The 26,994-nt window shown below is 34.5% G+C and carries 30 protein-coding genes and 1 pseudogene; 8 read left to right on the forward strand and 23 right to left on the reverse strand.

Features of this window, described 5'->3' with window-relative positions; genetic code table 11:
- Positions 1–3: 3 nt before the first annotated feature.
- On the reverse strand, positions 4–318 hold the full coding sequence (locus BED47_RS14240; RefSeq protein WP_069034206.1) for a sensor histidine kinase: 315 nt from the start codon (positions 316–318) through the stop codon (positions 4–6).
- Between the two features lie 29 nt (positions 319–347).
- Here BED47_RS14240 and BED47_RS23255 point away from each other — a divergent pair.
- Positions 348–620: pseudogene (locus BED47_RS23255) on the forward strand (IS3 family transposase); the annotation flags it as partial.
- A gap of 58 nt (positions 621–678) precedes the next feature.
- Here the strand turns inward: BED47_RS23255 and BED47_RS14245 are convergent.
- On the reverse strand, positions 679–1,374 hold the full coding sequence (locus BED47_RS14245) for an aspartate/glutamate racemase family protein (RefSeq protein WP_069034321.1): 696 nt from the start codon (positions 1,372–1,374) through the stop codon (positions 679–681).
- 121 nt (positions 1,375–1,495) lie between these two features.
- On the opposite strand from BED47_RS14245, the gene BED47_RS14250 reads away from it, so the two are divergent.
- On the forward strand, positions 1,496–2,035 hold the full coding sequence (locus BED47_RS14250; RefSeq protein WP_069034207.1) for a helicase: 540 nt from the start codon (positions 1,496–1,498) through the stop codon (positions 2,033–2,035).
- Between the two features lie 3 nt (positions 2,036–2,038).
- Here BED47_RS14250 and BED47_RS14255 read toward each other — a convergent pair whose 3' ends face one another.
- Entirely contained in the window at positions 2,039–2,407 is a 369-nt protein-coding gene (locus BED47_RS14255) for a DUF4180 domain-containing protein (RefSeq protein WP_069034208.1), read from the reverse strand.
- A gap of 307 nt (positions 2,408–2,714) precedes the next feature.
- The gene (locus BED47_RS14260) at positions 2,715–3,107 is read right to left on the reverse strand and encodes a spore coat protein (protein ID WP_025568217.1); all 393 of its coding nucleotides are present in this window, start codon (positions 3,105–3,107) and stop codon (positions 2,715–2,717) included.
- A 333-nt stretch (positions 3,108–3,440) separates the two neighbouring features.
- On the opposite strand from BED47_RS14260, the gene BED47_RS14265 reads away from it, so the two are divergent.
- The 3 genes from BED47_RS14265 (at position 3,441) to BED47_RS14275 (ending at position 5,642) form a co-directional block, all read left to right on the forward strand.
- Positions 3,441–4,076 (forward strand): pentapeptide repeat-containing protein, encoded by a 636-nt coding sequence (locus BED47_RS14265; protein WP_069034209.1) that lies wholly within the window; start codon positions 3,441–3,443, stop codon positions 4,074–4,076.
- Positions 4,077–4,118: 42 nt separating this feature from the next.
- The gene (locus tag BED47_RS14270) at positions 4,119–5,003 is read left to right on the forward strand and encodes an RCC1 domain-containing protein (protein WP_069034210.1); all 885 of its coding nucleotides are present in this window, start codon (positions 4,119–4,121) and stop codon (positions 5,001–5,003) included.
- Between the two features lie 120 nt (positions 5,004–5,123).
- Positions 5,124–5,642: a cysteine hydrolase family protein gene (locus tag BED47_RS14275; protein WP_069034211.1), complete on the forward strand. Its 519-nt coding sequence runs from the start codon at positions 5,124–5,126 to the stop codon at positions 5,640–5,642.
- 169 nt (positions 5,643–5,811) lie between these two features.
- On the opposite strand, the gene manA is transcribed toward BED47_RS14275, so the two are convergent.
- Positions 5,812–6,756, reverse strand: a complete 945-nt coding sequence (gene manA / locus BED47_RS14280; protein WP_091022383.1) for a mannose-6-phosphate isomerase, class I — start codon at positions 6,754–6,756, stop codon at positions 5,812–5,814.
- Positions 6,757–6,779: 23 nt separating this feature from the next.
- Positions 6,780–7,652 carry an ROK family protein gene (locus tag BED47_RS14285; RefSeq protein ID WP_069034213.1) on the reverse strand — a complete coding sequence of 291 codons (873 nt, stop codon included), beginning with the start codon at positions 7,650–7,652 and terminating at the stop codon, positions 6,780–6,782.
- A gap of 380 nt (positions 7,653–8,032) precedes the next feature.
- Here BED47_RS14285 and BED47_RS14290 point away from each other — a divergent pair, with 380 nt between their 5' ends.
- Complete coding sequence (locus BED47_RS14290) at positions 8,033–8,272, forward strand: hypothetical protein (protein ID WP_069034214.1); 240 nt, start codon at positions 8,033–8,035, stop codon at positions 8,270–8,272.
- Positions 8,273–8,685: 413 nt separating this feature from the next.
- On the opposite strand, the gene BED47_RS14295 is transcribed toward BED47_RS14290, so the two are convergent.
- From BED47_RS14295 to mobB, 6 genes are all read right to left on the reverse strand, one after another.
- Entirely contained in the window at positions 8,686–9,372 is a 687-nt protein-coding gene (locus tag BED47_RS14295) for an ABC transporter ATP-binding protein (RefSeq protein ID WP_069034215.1), read from the reverse strand.
- Between the two features lie 460 nt (positions 9,373–9,832).
- Positions 9,833–10,483, reverse strand: coding sequence for an SMI1/KNR4 family protein (locus BED47_RS14300; RefSeq protein ID WP_069034216.1), 651 nt, complete (start codon positions 10,481–10,483; stop codon positions 9,833–9,835).
- Positions 10,484–10,883: 400 nt separating this feature from the next.
- On the reverse strand, positions 10,884–12,128 hold the full coding sequence (locus BED47_RS14305) for an NAD(P)/FAD-dependent oxidoreductase (protein ID WP_069034217.1): 1,245 nt from the start codon (positions 12,126–12,128) through the stop codon (positions 10,884–10,886).
- A 344-nt stretch (positions 12,129–12,472) separates the two neighbouring features.
- Entirely contained in the window at positions 12,473–13,120 is a 648-nt protein-coding gene (locus BED47_RS14310) for an MOSC domain-containing protein (protein ID WP_069034218.1), read from the reverse strand.
- Positions 13,121–13,259: 139 nt separating this feature from the next.
- Positions 13,260–13,916 carry a molybdate ABC transporter permease subunit gene (gene modB / locus BED47_RS14315; protein WP_025568234.1) on the reverse strand — a complete coding sequence of 219 codons (657 nt, stop codon included), beginning with the start codon at positions 13,914–13,916 and terminating at the stop codon, positions 13,260–13,262.
- 43 nt (positions 13,917–13,959) lie between these two features.
- Positions 13,960–14,493 (reverse strand): molybdopterin-guanine dinucleotide biosynthesis protein B, encoded by a 534-nt coding sequence (gene mobB / locus BED47_RS14320; RefSeq protein WP_069034322.1) that lies wholly within the window; start codon positions 14,491–14,493, stop codon positions 13,960–13,962.
- A 168-nt stretch (positions 14,494–14,661) separates the two neighbouring features.
- On the opposite strand from mobB, the gene tnpB reads away from it, so the two are divergent.
- Both tnpB and BED47_RS14330 read left to right on the forward strand, forming a co-directional pair.
- Positions 14,662–15,813, forward strand: a complete 1,152-nt coding sequence (gene tnpB, locus BED47_RS14325) for an IS200/IS605 family element RNA-guided endonuclease TnpB (protein ID WP_069034219.1) — start codon at positions 14,662–14,664, stop codon at positions 15,811–15,813.
- A 265-nt stretch (positions 15,814–16,078) separates the two neighbouring features.
- A complete protein-coding gene (locus BED47_RS14330; RefSeq protein WP_069034220.1) occupies positions 16,079–16,435 on the forward strand; it encodes a DUF2294 domain-containing protein in 357 nt (118 codons plus the stop codon).
- A gap of 40 nt (positions 16,436–16,475) precedes the next feature.
- Here the strand turns inward: BED47_RS14330 and moaC are convergent, their stop codons facing one another.
- From moaC to fdhF, 11 genes are all read right to left on the reverse strand, one after another.
- Positions 16,476–16,958, reverse strand: a complete 483-nt coding sequence (moaC, locus tag BED47_RS14335; RefSeq protein ID WP_069034221.1) for a cyclic pyranopterin monophosphate synthase MoaC — start codon at positions 16,956–16,958, stop codon at positions 16,476–16,478.
- Positions 16,959–16,993: 35 nt separating this feature from the next.
- Positions 16,994–17,563 carry a molybdenum cofactor guanylyltransferase gene (locus tag BED47_RS14340; RefSeq protein WP_069034222.1) on the reverse strand — a complete coding sequence of 190 codons (570 nt, stop codon included), beginning with the start codon at positions 17,561–17,563 and terminating at the stop codon, positions 16,994–16,996.
- Entirely contained in the window at positions 17,560–18,054 is a 495-nt protein-coding gene (locus tag BED47_RS14345; RefSeq protein WP_069034223.1) for a MogA/MoaB family molybdenum cofactor biosynthesis protein, read from the reverse strand. The genes BED47_RS14340 and BED47_RS14345 overlap by 4 nt, the downstream gene beginning before the upstream one ends.
- A 33-nt stretch (positions 18,055–18,087) precedes the next feature.
- Entirely contained in the window at positions 18,088–18,324 is a 237-nt protein-coding gene (moaD, locus tag BED47_RS14350) for a molybdopterin converting factor subunit 1 (RefSeq protein ID WP_069034224.1), read from the reverse strand.
- Complete coding sequence (locus BED47_RS14355) at positions 18,321–18,791, reverse strand: molybdenum cofactor biosynthesis protein MoaE (RefSeq protein WP_025568241.1); 471 nt, start codon at positions 18,789–18,791, stop codon at positions 18,321–18,323. The genes moaD and BED47_RS14355 overlap by 4 nt, the downstream gene beginning before the upstream one ends.
- Positions 18,792–18,834: 43 nt before the next feature.
- Positions 18,835–20,124: a molybdopterin molybdotransferase MoeA gene (locus BED47_RS14360; protein WP_069034225.1), complete on the reverse strand. Its 1,290-nt coding sequence runs from the start codon at positions 20,122–20,124 to the stop codon at positions 18,835–18,837.
- Positions 20,125–20,143: 19 nt separating this feature from the next.
- On the reverse strand, positions 20,144–21,160 hold the full coding sequence (locus BED47_RS14365) for a molybdopterin-synthase adenylyltransferase MoeB (protein WP_069034323.1): 1,017 nt from the start codon (positions 21,158–21,160) through the stop codon (positions 20,144–20,146).
- Positions 21,161–21,418: 258 nt separating this feature from the next.
- Positions 21,419–22,444 carry a GTP 3',8-cyclase MoaA gene (gene moaA / locus BED47_RS14370; RefSeq protein ID WP_069034226.1) on the reverse strand — a complete coding sequence of 342 codons (1,026 nt, stop codon included), beginning with the start codon at positions 22,442–22,444 and terminating at the stop codon, positions 21,419–21,421.
- 49 nt (positions 22,445–22,493) lie between these two features.
- A complete protein-coding gene (gene fdhD, locus BED47_RS14375; protein WP_069034227.1) occupies positions 22,494–23,285 on the reverse strand; it encodes a formate dehydrogenase accessory sulfurtransferase FdhD in 792 nt (263 codons plus the stop codon).
- A 153-nt stretch (positions 23,286–23,438) separates the two neighbouring features.
- Positions 23,439–23,918 carry a DUF1641 domain-containing protein gene (locus BED47_RS14380; RefSeq protein ID WP_069034228.1) on the reverse strand — a complete coding sequence of 160 codons (480 nt, stop codon included), beginning with the start codon at positions 23,916–23,918 and terminating at the stop codon, positions 23,439–23,441.
- Between the two features lie 12 nt (positions 23,919–23,930).
- Positions 23,931–26,858: a formate dehydrogenase subunit alpha gene (gene fdhF / locus BED47_RS14385; protein WP_084006941.1), complete on the reverse strand. Its 2,928-nt coding sequence runs from the start codon at positions 26,856–26,858 to the stop codon at positions 23,931–23,933.
- Between the last annotated feature and the right edge of the window lie 136 nt (positions 26,859–26,994).

Genomic DNA, 26,994 nt, shown 5'->3' on the forward strand with positions numbered 1-26,994 from the left:
TCGTCACAATGGTATTTTTGCAACGATTTCAAAGCCATGTGGAAAAATAACTGAATACGAAAGACTACCATTCATTTTCTCTAGTCTTTCTCTCATTGATTTTAATCCAAATCCTTGACTAATTTTTTGAACATTTTCTAAATCCCCATTATCCCTAATAGTCATATTGATGACATCAGCTTCCTTTTTCAATACAACATCTAGTTTTGTAGCTTGAGAATGACGTATAACATTTGTAATTGATTCTTGTAAAATTCTAAACAGTATTTTGTAAAAAGTATCGTTCTTATCGTGGAAACGTTGGTAGAATAGCTCCAAATCTACTTAATCGTGAGTTTTACGCATATTACCAAATGAAAAAATATCAGCATCTACTCAAAGAAAACAAAATTATCCAAAGTATGTCCCGAAAAGGTAACTGTTTAGATAATGCAGTTATGGAGAACTTCTTTGGTTTATTAAAGTCTGAATTATTTTATCTTCATGAATTTAAGAGTATCGAAGATTTCATTTTAGAATTAGAAAAGTATATCCACTACTACAATCACAAACGAATTAAGACAAAATTAAAAGGATTGGACCCTGTACAATACAGGGTCCAATCCTCCCTAGCAGCATAATTAAATTACGTGTCGAACTATTTGGGTTCACTTCATACCTTGTGGGTTTCTTTTATGATTAAATACTTAAAGCAAAATCCACAGCACTTTCAGCATGAATTCTTGTTGTATCAAAGACAGGGATACTGCAATTTTCCTGAGAGATTAACATCGTTATTTCAGTACACCCCAAAATAACCGCTTCCGCTCCGTGTTCAATTAACTGATCGATTATGTTTAAATAAACTTGCTTAGATTCTTCTTTTACAATGCCAAGACAAAGTTCTTCATAAATAATATTATGTACTAGTTTTCTTTCAGCCTCATTTGGGACGATAACATCTAAACCAAACTGCTCAATTAATCTTCCTTTATAAAAATCATGCTCCATTGTAAATGCTGTTCCTAACAAAGCAACTTTTTTAATCCCATTATTTACAATTTCTTTAGCAGTTGCATCAGCAATATGTAATAAAGGAATTTTAACTGATTCTTCCACTTCCTTTGCCATCTTATGCATTGTATTCGTACAAATAACAAGACAATCTGCTCCACTTGTCTCTAGCTTTTTAGCAATATCAATCATAATTTTCGTTAACTCATCCCATCGATCCTCAAACTGAAGTGTTTTAATTTCTTGAAAATCGACTGAATACAGTAAGCTTTTTGCGGAATGATGACCGCCAAGCTTTTCTTTCACACGTTCGTTCATAATTTGATAGTACAGTAATGAAGACTCCCAACTCATACCACCAATCAATCCAATTGTTTTCATCATCATTCAACTCCAATTTTCCAAAAATTTTGACCTATTATTATCTCTTAGTTTAACAAGGAAATTTAACGAGAACTATAGAATAGTTTAAGCACATTAAAATAAAGTAGGAGAGACCAAAATGCATGTAGAAAAAGAAAAAATATACCCTAATTGTCCGTTTATTACTAGAATAGTAGAAATTGGTAGCCAAACGAAATCCCAGTTAATCCAGAAACTTCAACAAGCTTCTATCTCAATGAATGAATATGGTGAGATGCTATTAAAAGATGAGCACTTTACAATATCAAAAACAAAGTACAGCCTTCAAACAGTTGAACTAACGGTTGGCGATCTTGGATTTTTAGAAGGAGCTACAACACCTCAAATTTATAAAAAAGCAAAGGAACTAAATTTGCAATTGTGCCCTCTCGAGCTAGGACCTTACTTAAGACTGTCATACTTAGATCAACCAGAAGGTTTTGCAGGGAATTCTGTAAAGCAGCATCAAGCTCCATCCGGTTCTATCACAATTGCATCTGAGGCATTATCTGAAGATGAAGATTTTCCAAAAGGTTTTTACATTAGACGGATAAATGGTGTACTATGGCTTCGAGGATACCGTGCTGATCATCTCCATGTTTGGAACAATGATAATCATTTTATCTTTTGTCAAAAATAGTGTTTAATTTGCTTTTGATAATCGATCAATTGCTTCATGTTCTGTTGATACAAAAAATACATTATTTCCTTTATTACACTCAAAAATGAAATCTTTTAGTGCCTTACTTGTATAACTAGAAAAGTCACCTATAATCCCAAACTTAATATTGTAATTAACGAACTTTTGAAGCACTGCTCCTGCAAGTTTCGTACTAAGATTGAAAAAGTCTTCTGAAATTGCTTCTTTATTAAGTGCTATATGATTACTTCTATAATCATAACTTATTGTCATAATAAGATCTAAAGCACTTTTTTCATCCATAAGAATTACTGAATCAGCATTGGCGATTGCAATTACTTGCCCATTTACTTCTGTTGTTTTAATATTCATCTACTCTTCCCCTTTTCAAAGTTTTTATTATTTCTACTATTTTAAAACAAAGAATATGTAGCGTGAAGCGATACTTTTGTTTTTATTTTTAATAATTAATGATAGATGAACACTAAAATACCATCTATTTTTGTCGGATTGATAAAAATAGATGGTATTAAAATCAAAATCAGGATAACTTTCTTTGAAGACGGGAGACTACCAACATCTTCAAAAAAAGTCATAAACCCTAGCAAAAAATCATTTAACAAATTTGTATAAGAGGTTTAGGACATAAACAGTTTGTCCTTTTCTTCTCCAAAAATTATTAGCCGATTTTTGCTACTATTTGTGCTAATAATGCAATTGCAGCTTGAATAACTGCTTCAAATTGAAGTTCAGTTTGTGTTACTACAATTGTATCAGCTTTTTCAATCAAAACAGATTGTGATTGTAATTGAAGGTTCTCTAAGGACTGAGCAACTTTTTGTAGCTGACTAATTCTTGGATCATCACCAAAAATTAGAATTACAGCTTCAATTGCTGCACTTAGTGAAAGTTGTACTAAAACTAAAGCTTGAGCTTCAGTCTGAGCAACTGTAATGTTGTGTGAATCACGGATTACTAAACGTTGCAATTCTGCTTGTGCATTTTCTATTCTATTAAAAGATCCTTGTCTTTGAGCTACACTAGCTCTAGATACTGGACGCATTGAATTCATAAAATCACCTCCTGAGTTTTAATATAATTTATTCAAAATAATAGAAAGTAGATTGGACAAGTATCCTAGTATAAATATGGAATTTTTAATAGATTTCGATTTTTTAAAAAGCAAAAATTAGAATAAGTGACTTAATATTCAATAGTAAATTTTATTTATAATAGGAGAGAATTTGACAATAGAGTTAACGTTTCCACCTCATAAAATAAGGTGTTTTGTACACAGACCTACTAAAATTAAAAGTCTTTTTTTAAACCTCAAAGTTCTTTATAGTAATGAGTAGTTAATCATAGATGTAAGTTTCATCTAACTTATTTAAAGAGAGGAATCAATATGAAAATCGATACACCTACTATCCCCAAAGAATTAATAGCAAGAAGTTTTTATGATATTTTTTATGAAGAGGATCCAGAATTAGGAATGTGTGAGGTCTCTGGCTCTGTTTTTGAAAATGAAGTTGTAGATCGAGTATTTTTATATAAAGCCGTTATCAAGAATTGTAAATTTACAAATACAGATTTTAAAAATATCAGTATGACTGATGTATATTTCGAAGACTGTGATTTAGCAAATTGTAATATGAGAAATTCTTCCATCCACAAAGTTATCTTTAAAAATTGTAAATTATTAGGTGCAAATTTTACGGAATCTAGCATTGGTAATGTACAATTTGAAAATTCCGTTTTAAATTTGGCACTATTCGGAGAATCAAAACTAGAAAAAGTAATTTTTCGAGACTCTGTTCTAAAAAGTACTGATTTTTATGATTGTAAATTTAAAAAAGTAGATTTTAATAGCTGTAATATTGATGGATCAAATTTTGAACAAACATCTCTCAATGGTATAGATATTAGTAGTTCTACTTTTAATGAATTAACAGTTTCAATTAGTAATTTAAATGGCTGTAAGGTTTCATCAAATCAAGCAGTTCAATTTGCAACATTGATGGGTTTAAAGATTGTAGATTAGAAGTACGATTTAAATCCTGTTAGGAATTGGAGTGGTAAAAACATGGATTCTACAACACCAAACGAAGCGGAGTTAAAAGTGAAAATGTGGCTTAAAGCTGCTATAGCCGCTGGTTATCGTCATTCCGTCGGGCTTAAATCAGATGGTACTGTGACAGCTGTTGGTGATCATAAATATGGCAAACTAGAAGTAAACGATTGGAGCGATATTGTGGCGGTTGCTGCGGGTAACGCTCACACGGGTAATTCTCATACGATTGGGCTTAAATCAGACGGCACTGTTGTGGCTGTAGGATGGAATAAGCATGAACAATGTAATGTAAGCGGCTGGTGTGATATTGTGGCGATTTCGGCTGGTTGGCGTCGTTCTGTCGGGCTTAAATCAGATGGTACGGTCGTAGCTGTAGGTCGAAATAACGATGGTCAGTGCAATGTAAGTGATTGGCACAATATAGTAGCAACAGCGGCAGGTGACTGGCATACTGTTGGACTTAAAGCGGATGGCACAGTTACAACTGTAGGTAATAATCGGTATGGCCAATGTAAAGTGAGTGGATGGCAAGAGATTGTAGCGGTTGGAGCAGGTTATCTCCATACCGTCGGGCTAAAGTCGGACGGCTCAGTTGTCGCTGTGGGATTGAATAAGGATGGTCAATGTGATGTAAGCGAATGGCACGACATGATAGCGATCTCGGCTGGTAGTAATCATACGATCGGACTTAAAGCTGACGGCACAGTTATGGCTACCGGGTTGAAAAGTCATGGCGAATGTAATGTACGTGACTGGTGCGATATTGTAGCGATTTCGGCGGGTTGTACACATACTCTTGGACTTAAATCAGATGGCACAGTTGTAGCTGTAGGCAGTAATGAATTTGGCCAATGTGATGTAAGCAACTGGCACGGTATTCAACTAACTGCAAAATAGTTTTTAAATTACAACAAGCGAAATCTTCTGGAAATAACCCTTCTCCTATGTTGTTAATAATGATATATTTTCTTCTATAAGGTGTAAAAAATAGCCAATTTTCTAAGGGGAGATTTATAAATGAAAAAAACAGCTCTTTTAGTAATTGATGTACAGGCTTTTATGTTCTCGGAATCTAATCCGGTATATAACGGGAAAACATTATTAAATAATCTCAACAAATTGATTGATAAAGCAAGAGCTACAAATACGCCAATATTTTATATCCAACATTCTGAAGAAGGTTCTCCACTTGAATACGGTACACCTGGATGGGAAATTCAGTCAGATATAGCTCCAATTGATGGAGATATCATTATACATAAAACAACACCAGACTCATTTTTCAAGACGAATTTAAAAGAAGAGCTGGCAAAACAGGAAATTAATCATTTAGTAATGGCGGGAATTCAAACGGAAATCTGTGTTGATACAACGACTAGAAACGCCTTTGGAAATGGCTATGAAATTACACTTGTTACGGATGCTCATAGTACATGGGATTCAGATGAGCTTACGGCTGATCAAATTATTAAACACCATAATCAGACTCTGCGCTGGCTAGCTGAGCCTAAAACTACTTCTGAAATTGTATTTTAAAAAGGCAGCTAATAAGCTGCCTTTTTTCTTAACAAACCCTCACTTACTTATTTGCCTCACCCTATCTGCGGTGCTTTTTAAGCCTTAGAGAAATTCACACATCATAAGGCAAGCGCTTGCATTCAGTCTGAAAATCTTCTGAAAGGATGCCTTTGTTTTCCTTTAATTTTTAAGTATGCGAAACAATTATTTCACAATCTCCATCTAAAACAAATTCCCCAAATCCAACAGGAATGATGAAGTTTGAGCCTTTTGATAAACTATATTCTTCTCCGCTATGGATCAGTTTTCCATTACCGTTTATTACACTTAAAAGTAGATATTGATCATTATAAGTTAAATAAGCCTTACCAGTAATATCCCATTTATATACGGTGAAAAATTCAGAATCTACGAATGTATTAATCTTTATATTTTCCTTTTCTTCCGTCTTAAATTCCACTTCTGTTTCTTGATGAGGAACTGTTGTTACATCGATTGCTTTATTTAAATGAAGCTCTCTTAAATTTCCTTTATGGTCTTTTCGATCATAATCGTAAACCCGGTAAGTTGTATCAGAGCTTTGTTGAGTTTCTAATACGAGAGTCCCTTCACATAAAGCATGAATCGTTCCACTTGGGACATAGAAAAAATCACCCGGCTTTATTTTTACTCGGCGAAGTAAATCTGACCATTCACCTTCTTTAATTTGTTTAATTAGTTCTTCTTTTGTTTTGGCATTATGGCCAAATATCATATGTGCATCTTCTTTACAGTCAAGTATATACCAGCATTCTGTTTTACCGAGATCACCATTTTCATTCACTTTTGCATAAGAATCTTCAGGATGTACTTGAACAGATAAATCCATATTTGCATCTAATATTTTCGTTAAAAGTGGAAAAACTTCTTCCTTTGGGTGACCAAATAATTCTGGTTGGTTTTTCCACAATTCATTTAATGCAATACCTGTAAATGGACCATTTTCAATAATGGAAGCACCATTAGGATGAGCCGAAATTGCCCAGCATTCACCCGTATTTTCATTCGGTATATTATAGTTAAAATCTGATTTTAAAGCTGTTCCTCCCCAAATTCGTTCTTTAAATACTGGTTTTAAAAATAATGGTTGCATGGTAATTTCCTCCTATAGGCTATTTAAACTAGTGCATTTTTATTTAAAGCATGATGTGCAAGCATAAGAGCTCCAGTAATTCCAGCGTTATTACCTAAACCAGGTGGTACAATATACTCATTCAAATCCGGTAAACTAACATAATCGCAAACTAGCTCTTTTAAATATTTGTAAACACTTTCAAAAACTTGCATTTGATTCATTACGCCCCCACCAAGAATGATTTTCTTAGGTGAAAGAATTAATATGTATTGCATAAGTGCTTGGGCAATGTAATATCCTTCTAAATCCCAAACCTCTTTTCGATTGTTTAGATTTGAACCTATTTCCCCCCATCGCGCTTCAATTGCAGGTCCAGAGGCTAAGCCTTCTAAGCAATCACGATGGTATGGACAGTTCCCTACAAACTCATCATTCGGATGACGTCTCACTAATATATGTCCCATTTCCGGGTGTGTGATTCCTTGAAGTAAATTGCTATTTACGACAGCTCCAGCTCCTATACCCGTACCAATCGTTATATATAAACAGCTATCTAAACCTTTTGCTGCTCCAAAAGTAGCTTCACCTAGTGCCGCTGCATTCACATCCGTATTAAAACCAATTGGAACAGAAAAATGCTGCTTAATTGCTTGTACGAAAGGAAAGCCTTGCCAAGCCATTTTAGGAGTTGATGTAATCGATCCGTAAGTAGAGTTCGCCTCGTTTACATCAATCGGACCAAATGATCCAATACCAATTGCTTTTATGGGATAGTTCTTAAAAAATTCAATAACTTGTGAAATCGTTTCATCTGGCACAGTTGTCGGGAATTGAATACGCCTAATTAAATTGCCATTTTCATCTCCGATAGCACATACAAACTTTGTTCCACCTGCTTCGATTGCACCTAACATTTGCCATTACCTCCAATTAAATTAAACTAATTAAACCTTACATTATTTAAAGTAGTTAGAAGCTCGCCTTACTTTTTTTGTATATAGAAACATTTTTAAAGTTGATTGGTGATCGATTTCAAATATTCTATTGAACAAAATATATTTTTAATCCATATATACTTATGAAAGCTATATAAAAATAAGACTCTTTTCATGTACAAAAAAAGAAGCCCCTCTCCCTCGAGCGACTTCCTTTTTTCGTAAATTTAAAATTAAACTCCAACCGCCTATTTGCATAACATATTTATTAAAATCAAACACTTGTCCATTTCTTTTTGCTTGTCCAAACATAGGATGTGATGTTGAGATGAAATTAAAAAGAAAAGGTGTTGTTTTTAATGAGTTGTAACTGTAATAATGAAAGAAATAACGAAAGAAATAATGATTGGCATAATAATAGAAATAATGATTGGAATAATAATAGAAATAACAATAGAAATAACAGAAGAGATAGAGAGATTACATTTAATGCGAAAGTTACGGTTAATCAAGAAGAATTCTGTCGTGCAGTAGATCGTTGCGACAATGAAAGACGCGATAATAACGGTCGTCGTAGTGACAGATGGTGGAACTTTTAAGTTCAAAGAAGCAAAAAAAGGAAATTCATTTTTTTCCTATACTATTAATTGATTGAATGATAGGATTAATTTCTTTGACTAAATGAAAAAGACCACAAAATATATTTGTGGTCTAACTTTTCTTTATTGAACCAACGCATTGCTTTAGTTGTACAAGAAATCATCATTTTACATTAATCACTTAGATAAAAGGTAGGAAAGCACAGAAATATTTCTGTGCTTTTTTACTACCATGTCTACCAACAATTCTCTATTATTCTATAAATAATTTAAAAAGCATATTTTTAAACATTTCGAGTTTAAATCCTCAATATCATAGCCCTCAATTTTTATACTTGTTGTTCAATTCTTTACAATTAGAAGGATGGATATCTTAAAATCACGCCATATTTTAATCTAGTAATTACTAGTTCCTACATTACAGAGTTTTTTATTGATAGTACCCCATCCTCCATATAATAAACTTTGTCACAATAACCTAGCATTCGTTCATCGTGGGTCACCATGATGGCAGCTTTTTTTCTTTTCCTTACTTTACTGGCAATTAATTTTACAACTTCATGGGCTCGGTTTGAATCTAGACTTGCAGTGGGTTCGTCAGCTAGGATAATACTTGGTTGATTAAATAGTGCCCGAGCAATTGCTACACGTTGACGTTCACCACCAGATAATTCATTTGGCATTTTTGTCAACTTATTACCTAATCCAAGTTCAGTTAGTATTTCAACTGCATATTGCTGGTCTTTTTTATTAAACTTTCCTCCCATTTTTTTTATTAATATGAGCTGGTCATATACAGATAAGTACGGAATTAAGTTTGAAGATTGTAAAATAAACCCAATTTCATTTAAACGAAAGTCTGCAAGTTGTTTAGCATTTAACGTTGTTAAATCCTGATCATTTACACTTACTATTCCTGACGTTGGTTTTAATAATGCGCCAATCATTGATAATAATGTACTTTTCCCAGAACCAGAAGGACCAACAATTGCAATCAACTCTCCAGAATTCACGGTAAAAGAAACTTCTTTTAAGACTGTTACACTCGAATGTCCCTCTGTAAATTGTTTAGAAACTTTTTGTAGCTGAATACCACACATTTATTCCACCCTCCCTAAGGCTGTTAACGGATCAATTTTAGTAATTTGTCTTACTGAAATAATTGAACTTAATAGGCTAATGACTAATAATCCTAGTGCATATATTCCTACAAGTTTAGCATCCAAATCAAAAGGCATATTTTTTGGAAATGCAAGAGCAGTCAAATAAGTGAATGCAATACCAACCACAATTTATGTGATGAGTACTGGATATGGCATCAAACATGATTATGTATACGTCAAATATGCTGGAAAATACGTCGGTTATCTACCGAAAGCATCCGTTAAATTTTAAAATAAAGAGAAGGCTACTTTGTTGTAACGGGTTCTCTTTTCGGAGGGAAAGTTAATTATATTGTTGTAAATCTCAGTATTTTTAGCACCGCAATTAGCATTACATTTAACAGTAAATTAGTATAAAAAAGAGCATTGAATAAACCTTCAATGCTCTTTTCACTAATTATATTTCTAATCCAAGCCAAGTTCTAAACCGATTGGCAGCCACTCCATCTGAAATTATCCCACTTTCGGGGCTTGTTGTGAAAGATAGCCATTGCCAATCCTCACACCCTACAAATGCTAATCTTGACCAATTATCGATGAATTCCACAAAGTTATTTGCAATTTTAAACCCGTGACCTTCTCCATCGTCGTGACTAAGATAGACAATGGGGGCATCACCACTGTTTTTCATATCAAAGGCTAAGTAATCACCATTGCGTACCTCACAAAAAGCTAATTTGTTATGCCAAACTACATCATAATCATCTTTTGGATTAGGAAAAACATTTTCAATCCAACCTATACGGTCTTCTTCAAATTGGGGAAGAAGTTCTAAGCTCCAGTGTGGTGTTCCGCAGAAGATTTCTCTAAATTCATTCGGCTGCTCCATATTGTCGGGTAAAAACCAACGTAAGCTGAAATTCCCAGAAAACTCATTGAGAACTTTCTTGAAACTTTCAGGGAGAGTAACCCCAAGTTGTTCCTCTGTTTTGATTATTTGTTCAAGTGAAACTGGTTCATCGATAACCACTTCTTGAACTTCTCCACCAATCTCATTAATCCTAGTAGTAATAGCTTGAATTCTTTTTCGTATAAGTTCGTAATCCATCTAATCACCCCGAAATTATCCATTAAAATCGCACAATAAACGGTAAGGTCAATAGTTATTGTCCACTTTCATTTTATATGCTAATTTCAATACAATTTGAAAAAAATCTTGATTTGGCAATAAAAAAGACAGACTAAAATTTTGCTAATCGGTCTGCCAATTTATTATTTATTTTTATCTTTTCTCTCCCAAAGGAGAATCCGTTAACTTTGTTGTAGCCCTTCTTTTTTGTTCAATGTTCTGCCATAGAATACCTTCTGATCTTTCGATATTCCTGTAAATACAAAACTCATCGGAATTACTTTTTCCCAATGATCAAGGAAACCCTCAAATGGGGTTTCCTCTATTTTTATGTAATGATCAACATTAAAGTTTAACAGAGTCTATCTGGTAAATAGAATTAATTGGAAGAAGTAAAAAATCCATTGTTTAGCAAAGGTCGCTCTTGCAAGTATAGAGCTAAATCTGGACAGCTCCCTTCAACAATTTCCTTTGCAATAAGCTTTGATAGCAGCTGGCTGTAAACCGTCCCGTTATCACCAAATGCGAATAGGAAATAACTGTTTGGAAATGCTTCATATTTCCCAATAATCGGAATGCCATCGATTGTGCCTCCATAAAATGCAGCTAAGAAATATTCTGGCTGTACTTTAATAGTTGGAAACATCTTATTAAACTCTTCAATCAGTTTCTTCTTTTTGTGAATCAGTTTACTATCACGATCTTCAGAATACGAAGTATTATCATCAAGTCCGCCTATGATAATCCGGTTATCTCTAGTTGTACGCATAAATAAATATGGACGAGCGGTTTCCCAAATGAGTGTCCTATTATACCATTCGGAAAGATCTTTGACTGGGTGGGTAGTTACCGTATATGTACTTACAAAGGAAGCTTTTTTCTCCTTTTTTATCTCTACTCCTTCATAACCTGCTGCAAAAATAATATATCGTGCTTTGATAGAAAAACCATTCTTTGTAGATGCAATCATCTTATCTTCTTCTTTATCATAATGGTGACCGTTCATTTCTGTATGTTCAAATATACGGATTCCTTTGCTTGCGGAGTAATCCAGAAGTGCATGAGTGTATCTGAAAGGATTAATTTCTGCATCATTATATGAATAGATAGCGGCATCCCTGCTAAAAGGATATTTCGCTTCAATATCTTCCTTAGTTAAAAAAGTAAGTTCACAGTTTTGCTGTTTTAAAAATTCATATTCCTTTTTAAGACTTTCAACATCAGCCACACAGCTTGCGGAATAGAGCGTATCTCTTCTATTGAACTCACAATTAATGTTTACTTTCTTTGAGGCTGCTTCAATTTCATTTATGGCTTCTTTCAAAAGTTGTAAATGCCTTTTTATGTAACCTTCACCAAAGGTGTTAATCATATCTGTAAACATTTTTTCACCGGAATATTGAAGGAGGGCCGTATTCGTACTAGTACTGCCGCTGCCAATGGTTGATTTTTCAATTACAACCACATCTAAATTAGTATCGGAAAGATAATATGCACATTGTGCCCCTGAGCTTCCACCCCCAATGATTAAAACATCACAAGATAGGTCTTCATCCAATGTTGGATATGATGGAGCATCAGGAAATGTAGTAGGCCAATAATAGGTTCCAGAGTGTAGATTCATTCATCTATATCCTCCAATTATTAAAAAGTATAATGTTACTATTTCCAACCTCTTTTTGTGTATGCAAGGAATTCTACTCAGCACTGTATAATATTAAATAATTGAAACAACTTAATGTCTTACAATATTTATTCCCAATTGAACAATTATGGAGGAAATATTGAATCTTCCATTCTCCATGTGGAATCAAATGGTTGGCAGATATATGTATTAGAATACTTTTCTTATTGAACGATCCTGCCATTTTAGTTCAATAAGAAAATCAACAATATATTTTAATAGAACCCTAATAAAAAAGAAGCCGCTCCAACAAAAGCGACTTCCTACCCGTTATCATAAAATAGTTAAACTAAACTCTCCAAACGCTTATTTAATCGAATTCTCCAATCCTCAGCTAACTCGGGAACTTCCAATATCGCTTTTATTCCTTCAACATTTTTTGGATCATGGAAATAAATCTCGTTGCAATAAAGAACTGAAATTTTATTTTTTTGAGTTTCGATTAATTCTATTTTCGAATCTTTTCTGATCGTTCCCTCTTTTAATACACGGCATAAGTAGCCTGTAAAACCAGTTTCTACGATTTTCTTAAGTGCTACATTCGTTCTCCTTGTAATTGTGTCACAAGGTATTCTGCTTTGTGTAATTTGTATAATTGCATCCCCAATTTGGTAGATATCGCCAATGCATACGTCTTTTTCTAACATATTTGTGACTGTAATATTTTCTCCGAATGCTGAAAGTGGTAAATTTAGATTAAACTCTTTTTCCCAAAGTGCGTAGTGTTCATATGGGTACACACATACAGCTCGATCGGGCCCACCGTGATGTTTTAAGTCAGCTACTCCATCACCTTTAAAGCCATCTTTTGATAAGTAAACTTCTTCTATTCCTTCTTTACAAATCCCCGTTATCATTTCTTTGTTTTCGCCGTATTCCATTTTACTCGGTAATCCTACTGCAAGATTAATTAACTCAACTTTATTTGCCATGCCTTCCACCCTCTCATTTTTAAGTTTCTAATTGTAAAACTCGGTTTTATTTTATGTAAACTAAAATTTTGGAATAAAAAGGAAAAACACCCTACATACAGCATTATATACTAATTTGAGACAATACCAATCTGCAAAATCATTTTTGTTTCAACTGTACGACTAACAGCATAATAAATGAAATTAAGACCATCGAAAGTACCCATAGCCAAGCCATTTTCATATTTCCAGCATCTATTGCTAAATAAATTGCTGTCGGGACAGTTTGTGTTTTTCCTGGGATGTTTCCAGCAAACATAAGTGTAGCACCGAACTCGCCTAGTACTCTTGCAACGCTTAATATACTTCCTGAGATAATAGCTTTTAATGAAAGTGGAATTGAAATCAAGAAAAAAACATTCCATTCACTTGCTCCGCAAACTCTAGCTGCCTCTTCAATCTCAATGTCTACACTTTGAAATCCAGTTTTTGCAGATTGATACATAAGCGGAAATGCTACAATAATTGATGCAATTACAGCAGCCCACCATGTAAACACAATAGGCTGTTTAACTAACCATTCGATCATTTTTCCAATGAAGCTTTGTCTTCCGAAAATGACTAATAGTAAAAATCCCACAACTGTAGGAGGAAGAACTAAAGGTAACATTAAAATTGTTTCTAGAAGTGTCTTACCTTTAAAGGATTTCATAGAGAGAATTCTTCCAGCTATAGTTCCTAAAATTATAACGAAAAATCCTGCCACGATCGTAACCTTAAGGGAAATCTTAAGGGGAATTAAAAACTCTTCAAACAATTAAATTCCTCATTTCAAAATAAACCATATTTTCCTCTATTTTTTAATCTTCTATGAAATTACCTTTTGACATTTCATTCATCAAGAAATTTAAATAATTTTCTTCATCATAAAGATGGAAATATTGATAATCTTTCAATCTACCCTCTTCAATCTCAAAATGGCTGATCACACAAATAATATTCGTTAATGACCTTAGTAAATTCAGATCATCCTCACTTCTTATTAATACTACTTTTGGATAACTTTCCCTTTTATAACCTTCAATAAAAATGATATCTGTTGAAAAAAAGCGATATAATTCAATTGTTTTCTTTAAATCCCAATTGATAAAATTTGTTCTTAACTGCAAGACTCCATCACCTTCAACACTAGAAACGATTGCTCCAGCATCCAAGTGACGACTACTGTCTTTACGTTCTATTTCTAAATCAGGCGTACCGCCATGACCATGATGTTTTATAGTAGCAGCTGATAGTCCTTTTTGATTGGCCTGTTTAATGAGTTTTTCAGTAAGTGTTGTTTTTCCACTATTTTGATAGCCTACAATTTGCAAAATGGAATAGTTCTTTTTCATCGCTCTCAATTCCTTTTTATTATTTTCCAACAGAAGACTCCCTCTTCAATCGTGTGAAGGGCAAAGCCTAACGATAAGGGGGAGATGAATGTCGGTTGGCGATAGCCAAAACTTTCCTCTCCATGATACAATAGGAACAAATGTTCTTGTAATGTGAGGTGAAAAACAGTGTTAGTCAACAAGGCTTACAAATTCCGTATTTATCCGAATAAGGAACAAGTGGTTCTTATCAATAAAACAATCGGATGTAGTCGTTTTGTATTCAATCGCTTTTTAGCGCAATGGAATGAAACATACGAAGAAACAGGCAAAGGATTAACCTACAATACGTGTTCTGCTGAATTACCCCAACTTAAAAAAGAATTAGTATGGCTAAAAGAAGTGGATAGCATTGCCCTTCAATCTTCATTAAAAAACCTTGCTGATTCGTATGCACGATTCTTCAAGAAGCAAAACAAAGCACCACGCTTTAAGTCTAAAAAGAATAGAGTACAATCCTACACGACAAAAGAAACAAACGGAAATATTGCCATTGTAGGCAATAAAATCAAGTTACCAAAACTTGGTCTTATTCGTTTCGCCAAAAGTCGTGAAATAGAAGGACGTATTTTGAATGCAACCGTTAGACGTAATCCTAGTGGTAAATATTATGTATCCGTTCTTGCAGAAGTAGAAGTACAACCCTTAGAAAAAACAGGCTCTTCTGTTGGTCTTGATCTTGGAACAAAAACCTTTGCTATTCTTTCAGACGGAACAAAATACAAAAATCCAAAATGGCTTCAAACATTAGAAAAAAAGTTACTTGATGCACAACGCGTTCTGTCCAGGCGACAGCAGTTAGCCTTGAAACGAAAATGTAAATTGGATGAAGCGAAAAACTTTCAAAAACAAAAACGTAAAGTAGCTCGCATCCACGAAAAAATCACCAACGCACGAACAGACTACTTGCAAAAAATCTCTACTGAAATTGTCAAAAAACACGATATCATTGGTATTGAAGATTTGCAAGTCTCGAATATGCTAAAGAATAAAACACTAGCTAAGGACATTAGTGAAGTATCTTGGGCAAAATTTCGAACCATGCTGGAGTACAAAGCGAAATGGTATGACAAGCAAGTAATTGCTGTATCGAAAACCTTCGCTAGTTCTCAACTTTGTTCGAGTTGCGGATACAAAAACAAAGACGTTAAGACTAAAAACCTTCGTGAGTGGGATTGCCCTTCCTGTGGCACACAACACGACAGGGATATTAACGCAGGACAAAATCTTAAAGATGAAGCGATAAGACTTCTAACCATAGGGACTACGGGGATAGCCTAATCAATTAGAAGCCAATAGGCTACTGTACTTAGGAATCTCCCACTTCAAACAACCCGTAAGGGTGTTAAGTGGTGAGTAGTTCAATATAAGGAGCCTACTGAAAAAACACCATTCATACAAAAATCAATTTAATCGATTCTTGTATTGATGGTGGAGCAGTTTAGTAAAGTCTTTAAGTAGGTGTTCTTTAAAAGTTTTTTCCTTTAAATTTTCTAATCATTGTTTTATGATAAGAAAAACAGAATTAAGTTAAGGGGTATATGTAATGGCTAAAGTCATCCATGAATTTAATGACTATATACGAAAACTGCGTAAAGAATTATTTGGAAAAGGCCCTGAAAGAATCCATACTGTTTTTGTTGAAAATATGGCTGTTTCAACTTTGTATGGAAATCTGACACCTACTGAGCTATTTATTGCTCAAACTTCTGAAGGGCGTGATATCGTACATAATGCTAGAACGAAGATGATTCAAGATGTATATGCGAAAAATCATCCAGTTAAGCTAGAAGAAATCGTTGATGCTAAGTTTATCAATCTTTTCTCGGATATGAAGGTTGAAGAAGATATTGCAATTTCAGTTTTTGTATTTAATAAAAAATTAGAAAACTTAATTGATTAGATCTTAAATGCTTCTAATCAATTAAGCTTTTGTTCCAATCTTATTTATGGAAAAAGTCGCCGCTTTTACCACCTTTTTTTTGAACTAAAAACGTTTCTTTTATAACCATACTTTTATCAACGGCTTTACACATATCATAAAATGTAAGGCCAGCTACACTTACTGCTGTAAGTGCCTCCATTTCAACTCCAGTTTTTCCGCTGCATTTCACTGTCGCACGAATGATTAAATCATATCCATTAGGTGCCTCTACATATTCGAACGTAAAGTCCGTTCCTGAAAGTGCGATTGGATGACACATCGGAATAATGTCAGAAGTTTTTTTAGCTCCCATAATTCCAGCGATTTGTGCAACATTTAGTGGATCACCTTTTTTTATTAATCCATTTTGAATTGCTTCATATAATTCCGTTGAGATCGAAATTGTACTTTGTGCAATTGCAACTCTTGTAGTGATGTCTTTATCTGATATATCGACCATTTTAGGTCTTCCTTCTTCATTCCAATGTGAAAATTCACTCATGGGAGTACCTCCGGGTAAGTCTTAAATTTGATTAATTAAATCCAGTCATTCGGACTATTTATATTCTTAAAGATGAGATCGTCACTTGAAAATTGAACAGTCATTATATTTACTTCACTAAATAATAACTGAACTTTTCGATTGTTTTTATCTAAAATCTCTTTCATTTTTCCGATGCAATTTCGATGATAGAGCGCAAATAGTGGTTGAAGTTTATCGGACTGGATTGGAACGATTGCATCAACATTTGTATTTGCTACCCTTTCGATCATGTTTTTTACAAAGTCAGCTGTAATAAAAGGTGTATCGCAGGCCAGGACAAAATACCAGTCATTGTTTGGTCTGTTGGAAAATGCATTGAACATCGCATACAAAGGTCCTTGGTATTCTTTGGCTTCTCCTTCAATGACAAAGTCTAGATCGTTTTTACTAAAATACGGAACTAGTTTTTCGTTTGTTGAAATGATAATCGGTGAAATCGAATTTTCCTTTAAGGCTTCTACACTATATTCATACAATAATTTGTCTTTATACATTTCAAACATTTTTGGTTTACCGTAACGGGATGACTTTCCACCTGCTAAAACGACGCCAGCTATATTCATTGCCTGTTTAATTCTTCCACAAAATGTTGGCATGTCGGTAAAATTAGTTTTGTCATTGCTAGATTTACTGCGTTTTTTGAACCTGGAATTACATAAATCGCTTTATCATGAAAGCTACCTGCGATTGCTCTACTAAACATAGCCTTTGGACCGATTTCTGTATAACTTAATGAACGAAACAGTTCTCCAAATCCTTGCATTTCTTTATCGAGCATTTTTGAAATTGCTTCATATGTAACATCTCTTTTGGTAAAACCAGTACCACCTGTTATGATGATCACTTGAATCGTTTCGTCTTCACTCCATGTTCTAACAATCGAATCGATCAATGCTATATTATCTTTTGTGATTTTATAATCATGGACGATATGTTTTTGCTCTTCTAATAAATCTTTAATAAGTTTTCCGCTCTCGTCATTTTCAACAGTTCTAGTATCACTAACTGTTAAAACGGCAGCGTTAACAACCGCTTTTTCATTATGTTTATGCATCATTCTACCTACTTTCAAGCTTTATGGAATCCTTCATCCCCCACTTACTGGTGGAATAAATGCGACAGTATCTCCATCATTAACGATTTCTTCATCCGTTACAAACTCTTCATTTATAGCAGTCATAATCTGATTCAGTTGAGGTAAATCATATTTATTCATAAGCCAGTCTTTTAACTCTTTTACGTTTATTCCATTTTTATCAGTCACTGTTAATTCATCAGTTCCCGCTTTCTCTCGTAAATGAGCAAATAATAAAACTTTAATCATTTTGATTCCTCCACACTTGGTTTTCCTTCTTGGTATGATGTATTTTCTAATTGGTCACCAATCCACATCGTCCCATCTTCCCAAAACTCTTTTTTCCAGATCGGAACGATTTGTTTAATTCGTTCGATTGCGTATTCATTTGCTTCGTAAGCCACTTTACGGTGCGGAGAAGAAACTGCAATAACAACGGCAATATCACTAATCTCTAATCTTCCAACTCGATGAGTAATCGCAACAATTGCTTCCGGCCATTTCTGCTTGATTTCATCACCAATTTGAGCAAGTTTTTTTACGGCCATTGATTCATATGCTTGATACTCTAGTGACAAAGTCTTTTTTCCTTTTGTTAACTCTCTAACGGTACCAATAAAAACAGTAATGGCTCCTGCATTTCTACTTTTTACTTTATCTGAAACTTCCTCAACAACAATCGGTGTATCGACAATATTAAATAATGTTTGTTCCAAGTAAATCACTTCACTTTTCTTAAATTAATAGCATTCTATTTATTTACTTATATGCAGGTATGAAATCATGCCAAGGCCATTTACTTCCTTCGTGGTCTTCTAATAATAATAAGTCGACCGGCATACCTTTTTCATATTTTCTCGTTCCTCCAGGTAAAACAATAAAAGTATCTGTATAAGCTAATGAGGATACAGCGCTAGACTTATCAAAACCTGCTGGAATTGCTGTTAATTGACCTTCATGATAAACAATTTTACCTCTTACAAATCTTGTAAAAGGATTTGGCTTTGGAAAGTTTTCGCCTAAAATTGCCCTTACTCTTTTTAAATGTGGTGTTTCGTTAAATAAATAAGATTGGATAATCGGTCTAACAAATAGCTCAAACCCAACAAAACAAGCAGAAGGATTTCCAGATAAACCGAATAATAATTTATTTTCAAAATGCGCTACTGTTGTTACACTTCCTGGACGCATAGCAATTTTATTAAATAAAACCGTAGCTCCTAATCTTGCATAAATATCTGGTAAATAGTCATAATCACCGACAGATACGCCACCGGTCGTAATTAGAAAATCAACTTGCTTTAACGCATTTTGAACTTCTGAAAAACAAGTATCCAAATCATCGCTAAACTTTCCTAAATATTTTGGAATTGCACCTGCTTTTTGAATTTGAGCAAGAATCATATAGGAATTACTATTGCGAATTTTACCAGGTTCAAGTGGTTCATCTAGATCTAGCAGTTCACTCCCTGTCGCAATGACTCCGATGACTGGCTTTTTCGCTACTGGAACTTGACTATACCCAAAAGTAGCAAGTAAAGCGATCACTCCTGGGTTGATTTCAGTTCCTTTTTTAACAAGAATATCGCCTTTATGCGTTTCTTCTCCTTGAAATGAAATATTATCGCCTTTTTGATAAGAGCGTTTAATTTCAACAAAAGTTTTACCTACAGATTTAATCTCTTTCGCTAATTCGAGCATGACAACGGCCGTGCAACCTTGAGGTATTTGTGCTCCTGTCATAATACGAACGGCCTGTAATGGTTCTACTTCATTTGGAAAAACTGAACCAGCTCCAATTTCACCAACGACTTCAAAGATTGTTGGATTTTCATTGCTTGTAAGAATAGTATCTTCAGATCGAATCGCAAAGCCATCATATGGAGAACGGTCAAAAGCAGGTATATCCTGATCAGCTTTTATGTCATCAGCTAATACTCGTCCATATGCTAAATCGATTGATAACATTTCTTTAGTTCCGTGTTTGGCAAAATCCATCACTTTACGAACTGCTTCTTCGATCGGTAGTGGTACTCGTTTTTCAACCATTCTTTTCATCCTCCTTCTATTAACCTAATAAACGATAATATAGTTTTTTAGCTTCCTGTATATCATGTGTTCCGTGAACAAAAACCCGTCCATCCTGAAAAACAACAAATCGATAATCTTCTATCTGACAAGAGATCAAATAAGGGTTCCGTACTACTTGTCCGTGTTGTTTTAGTTGAATTTCTAGTTCATTAAAGTCGTAATTTTTAGTAGTTGAAGGTCTAATTTGAACCGTGTTTCGCCCACAAAGTGTACTTGTTTTCGTTTGATTTTCAAAGGCTAAATAAGGATACGTCCTATTTGTTCCACATGAAGGACAATCGTCTGATTTAAGTTTCGTCACTTTAAAGGAAAAATGTTGATTATTCCATAAATCAAATGTTAGGAATTTTGTATTAACGGCTGAATAATCCTCAACTAATAGTTTTAATACTTCAGCAACCTGGTATGCCGCCACTAATTGTACCGCAGGACTAATAACCCCGGCTGTGTCACATGTCACACCAGGTACTGGTAATCTTTTTAATATACAATTTAAACATGGCGTTTTACTTGGTAGGATCGTACAACACATACCAAAGCTCCCGACACAAGAGCCATAAACCCAAGGAATGTCATATTTCTGAGATAAATCATTTATGATAAATCGAATATCAAAATTATCTGTTGCATCAATCATAACATCAGTGTCCTTCAAATGGACTTCCATATTATCTGCACTTGCGTCCATTACTAGTGCATTGATGTTTACATCTGAATTTATTTTTTGGAGACGCTTTTTAGCGGCTATTACTTTCGGCAATTTCTCAAATGCATCTTCTTCAGTATAAAGTTGTTGCCTTTGCAAGTTACTCATTTCAACATAATCTCGGTCAATTAAAGTTAACTTTCCAATTCCAGCTCTAACAAGTGCCTCCGCGCTAGCACTTCCTAACGCGCCAGCCCCAACAATTAAAACATGTTTCTTTCTAATTAATTCTTGTCCATTTTCACCGATTGGGGTAAAAAGCTGCTGACGTGAATAACGTTCTGACATAAGATATCCTCCATTAAGAGCAGGACCTAGCGAAAGAGATATAAAGTTTTCTCCGGGTATCCTCACCATTTTTTTGCTTTTCTTATTTCCCTCTATTAAATAAAGCAGCATTAAGAAATCCTCATCATATAAGGAGTTCTGAATGCTGCTTAATTTCTCTGCTTTACGTACAGAGATACCAATCATCACTTTCTAATTTTTAGTTAGAGCATCATACAGAAATTGCATAAACTCCAAACCTTCTATTATTGGTAATGATTAACCACCTATATGGGACATTTCAATTTTATGTGATGATTTATCATTCAATTTTTTCGTATTACTTAATCGTTCATCTGAATAACGATCAGTTCGATTGCTCCAAATCGAAAGAATCGTTTCTTTTATTTGTTCATCTTCTTGGTTAGACCTTACCAATTCTCTTAGATCATAACCTTTTGTTGCAAATAAACAAGTATATAATTTTCCTTCTGCAGATATACGTGCTCTTGTACAAGTTGAACAAAATGAATCGGTCACTGATGAAATAATGCCTATTTCATCATCACTATCTTTGTAACGATATCGATTCGCAACTTCTCCTACATAATTAGCTTCTGTAAATTCTAAAGGCATGACTTCATTGATCGTATCGATGATTGTTTGTTTTCCTACTACTTCATCGAGCCTCCAGCCGTTATAATTTCCTACATCCATATACTCAATAAAACGAAGAATATGTTTTTGATCTTTAAAATACTGTGCCATTGGGATTATATCTTGTTCATTTTTACCTTTTTGAACAACCATATTGATTTTAACCTTCATTCCAATATCAGAAGCAGCTTGTATCCCTTCAAGCACAGACTTTACATTTCCTCGATTACCAGTCATATATGAAAATCGTTCTTCATCTAAAGAATCAATACTTACGGTTACTCTTCTTAAACCGGCTTCAAATAAATCTTTTGCAAACTTTTTAAGTAAAGTGCCGTTTGTTGTTAAAGCAATATCTTCAACACCATCTATTTTATTTAATCGTTCAATTAGTTTAGGTAAATTTTTACGTAATAAAGGTTCTCCACCAGTAATTCTAATTTTTCTTACCCCTAAAGATACAAAAATACGCGTAAATCTTTCTATTTCATCAAAAGAAAGTATTTTATCTTGTGATAAAAAAGAATAATCCTGACCAAAAATTTCTTCCGGCATACAATAACGGCAACGAAAATTGCAGCGATCGGTAACAGATATACGTAAATCCTGTAAAGGTCGATGATGTTTATCCAATGCAACATTTTTCATACCCATTGCCCCACTTCTTTTTATTTCATAAATGATCTGTTTTTAGTCTCTATTTCACAATACGCTTTGAATGAGTATATACATTAAGTGACTGATTTCGAATAAATCCCACTGTTGTAATACCTAATTCTTCAGCTAATTGAAGAGCTAATTCGGTTGGAGCTGATTTCGTCAGTATAACCTCACAACCAATTTTAGCTACTTTTAGTAAAATTTCAGAAGATAATCGCCCACTAAAAACAATTATTTTATCTGAAATTCGAATATTATTTTTTAGACAATATCCATAGATTTTATCTAATGCATTATGCCTACCAATATCCATTCTATTCAAAACAATCCCATTTAAATCACATAAAGCAGCATTATGAACGCCGCCTGTTTCATGAAACAAAAATGCAGACTGTTGCATCTCGTTCATTAATCGAAAACAATCTTGAAATGATAGTCGAACATTCACTTCTTTCATTTTTTTTGCAGTTAATGCATCATTTACAAAAACAAACCCTTGTCTACTCATTCCACAGCATGATGTAATATATCTTTTACTTTGAATATCTTTATAATATGGATTAATATTCTTCGTTTTAACATGGACAAAGCCTTCTTTTTCTTGAAACCAGATGTTTTCAATATCCTCGTATTTTCGGATGACCCCTTCGGATGCTAAAAAGCCTACAACCATATCCTCAATGTATTCTGGGGTACTGACCATTGTAACGAATTCTTCTCCATTGATTTTTACTGTGACGGGAAATTCTGTGACAACGCTGTCTTCACTATCGTTTGTTTCACCATTTTCAAAGCGGAGAATTCTTCTTCTCACTTCAGTTGGTAGCATCGTTAAAGATTCCCTTCTTCTTGAAATATTTTTCAAATCGTGTTTTTTAGGAAAATATTCATTAAGAGATCAACCTTTCAATTCGTGTTTTGATTAAAAGGTTCATCTCTTATTATTAAACTCTTTTCTATTAAATACAAATTGTTTTTTCTATTATTCTTTTAGACCTTTTCCCATACCTTTTAGAAAATTAATACCAAAACCAACTGCACGATTTACATCAGGATCTTTTAAAACTTTTACTAAATCAAAAATTCCTACTTTGTCATCCTTTTCAAGATGTTTATTTCCTTCATCGATTCCTTTTGTTACGGAATTAATTAGCTTTGTTGTTGTTTCTGGATCCACATTTGAAAGTGCACCAGCAGCTTCCATAATATGATTGATGATATTCGTGACTGGCTCGCGGTTCATTTGTTCTAAAGCAATTTTTGTAATTTTCTCTTTAGATTGTATCATTGAATTTGCAGCTTCAAGGACACCTGTATCATTTAATTCAGAAACGATGTTTAAAATTTTATTTAATGAATCTTCATTTTCTGCTAATAAAAGCTTCAAATCCTCAAGTTTCTGTTGGTTTTGCTCTTCTTTAGTTGGTACGTATTTTTGAATCGTCGTGATTGGTTGTGCCATTCTTATTCCCCTTTATTTTGTCGTTAAGTGGACGTATCCTTCTCGTTCCCATTTACGCTGAACCTCAACTCCATTTTGAGGGTTTCTCTTTTTATTACGTGGGTTCGACTTTGACAACGGACTTTCACCTTCTACACATAATACTTCCATCCGTACTTTAGTTTGTTTATAAGCTGGTGTATTTGTACGGTGATCTTTAGCCGGACCTGTTAAGAAATTGATTGCAGATTCTTTATTTGTTGAATTCATCGGTAAGAACAACTCATTTTTTTGTACTCGATCAGTTACTAGTGCTGGTAATTTCAGCGCTCCATACGGAGATACTAATCGAACTAGTGAGCCATCTTTAATGCCACGTTCATTCGCAAGCTCTGGTGACACCTCTACAAAAATCTCAGGCACTTTTAATTGAATACCGTATGATTTATTCGTCATATTCCCTTCATGGAAATGCTCAAGCATTCGACCATTATTAATTAATAGGTCAAACTCTTCTGCAAACTCAACTGGTTCCATCCAATCAGCTAAAGCAAATCTTGCTTTTTTATCTGGGAAATTAAATCCATCCTCATAAAGAAGTGGCGTACTTGCCCCATCTAAACTCCCCCAAAGGAAACTATCCCAGCCTTCCATCACTTCGTAGCTGGCTTGAGAGAATAGTGGTGCTAAACTTGCCATTTCGGCGAATATTTCCCCTGGATGTTGATAGTTCCAATTTGCACCTAATCGGTTTGCAATTTCTTGGACAATCCACCAGTCCGCCTTCGATTCACCAAGAGTTGGTAATGCTTGATATAATCTTTGTACTCGACGCTCAGTATTTGTAAATGTACCTTCTTTTTCAAGTGATGGCGCAGCAGGTAAAATAACATCCGCATATTGCGCTGTTTTTGAGAAGAAGAGATCTTGTACAACAAAGAAGTCCAAATCTGATAAAACTTCATCTACGTGGTTGGCATTACAATCAACAAGCGCCATATCTTCACCAACTAAGTACATAGCTTTCATATCGCCTTTTTCGATTGATTGAAGCATTTGGATATTATCTAAACCAGGTTTTCCTCCGATTTCAACTCCCCATGCTTTTTCAAACTTCATGCGGGCCGCATCATCCGTTACATGTTGGTAACCAGGAAGCCAACCAGGAAGTGTACCCATATCACAAGCACCTTGTACATTATTGTGACCACGAAGCGGATAAGCGCCAGCACCAGGGCGTCTATAGTTTCCTGTTGCAAGCAATAAGTTCGAAATCGCCGCAGATGTATCAGAACCACCAGTGTTTTGTGTCACGCCCATGCCCCATAAAATACAAGTTCCATCCGCTTCATGAATCATTTCAGCTATTTGAATTAATGTTTTCTTTGAAATGCCAGTTACACTTTCGGCATATTCAAGCGTATATTTCTCAAGTACAACTTTAAAGTCTTCAAAGAAATGAACATTCTCATAGATGAATTTTAAGTCATGCCAGCCTTGGTCAATGATATATTTCGTTACAGCCATTAACCATACTTGATCTGTCCCTTGTTTTGGTCGAATAAAAATGTCAGAGCGCTCTGCCATTTCATTTTTACGAAGATCGGCAACAATCAGTTTTTGTCCATGTAATTTATGTGCTCGCTTAACTCTTGTCGCAAGTACAGGATGACCTTCTGCTGGATTCGCACCGACAATAATAACTAGCCCAGCTTTTGCGATATCCTTTATCGTTCCTGCATCTCCACCCATACCAACTGTACGGAATAATCCATCTGTTGCTGGTGATTGACAGTAACGTGAGCAATTATCAACATTATTTGTTTCAAATACTTGTCTTGCAAACTTCTGAATTAAATAGTTTTCTTCATTCGTAATTTTCGAAGATGAAATAAATCCAACAGATCCTTTTCCATATTCTTGTTTAATGGAACCAAGCTTACTTGCAACTAAATCAAGGGCTTCATTCCAGCTCGCTTCAACAAATACGCCATTTTTTCGAATTAATGGCTTTGTAATTCGTTCTTCTGAGTTTACAAAATCCCAACCAAATTTACCTTTTACACAAGTAGAAATTGCATTAACTGGTGCATCAGAGCTTGGTTGAACTTTTAAGATTTTTCGATCCTTCGTCCAAACCTCGAATGTACAGCCAACACCACAGAAAGTACAAACTGTTTTAGTCTTTTTCGTACGTGTTTCACGCATTGCTGCTTCAACTTCTGAAACTGCAAAAATACCACTATATCCAGGCTCTACTTTTTTTACTAAATCGATCATCGGATCAAGTAACTCGTCGTTTAATCCAGTCATAAAACCGGCTTCACCAAGCATTGACTTTTCCATTAATGCATTACAAGGACAAATTGTTACACATTGTCCACAACTTACACATGAAGAATCATTAATCGAAACACCCTTGTCCCAAATGACACGTGGACGCTCAGCTTCCCAATCAATTGATAATGTTTCATTTACTTGAAGATTTTGACACACTTCCACACACTGTCCACATGCAATACATTGATTTGGATCATATCGATAAAAAGGATGTGTCAAGTCAACCTCACAAGAAGCTACCTTTGGCTGATAAGGATACTTTTGGTGTTCAATGCCCATTTCTTCAACCGTATTATGTAGCTTACAATTTCCATTGTTATTATCACAAACTGTGCAATATAGTAAATGGTTTTCTAATAAACGATCCATTGCTTCAGTTTGAGCTTCCTTTGCTTTAGGTGAAGTCAATAGAATATTCATTCCGCTCATTGCTACAGTTGAACATGAGCGCTTTAGCTCACCATTAATTTCTACAATACAAGTATCACAAGTTTGAATTGGATCGACTTCAGGAACATAACAAATTTGTGGATGACTAATTTCGTTTTGATTGATGATTTGTAAGATTGTAGAACCTTGCTCTGCGATTACTTCTTTCCCGTCAATCGTGATTGTAACCATGTTATTTTTCACGGTTTTCCTCCCCTTTTTTCCATAAAAAAATCCACCATGAAATACACATACCCGATAAATAGGTTTAATGTCTTCATGGTGGAATAGTTTATTAGCAAATCGTACTAACATACCAATCCATTTT

The sequence above is a fragment of the Gottfriedia luciferensis genome, assembly GCF_001712755.1.
GTDB classification, from domain to species: Bacteria; Bacillota; Bacilli; order Bacillales; family Bacillaceae_G; genus Gottfriedia; species Gottfriedia luciferensis_B.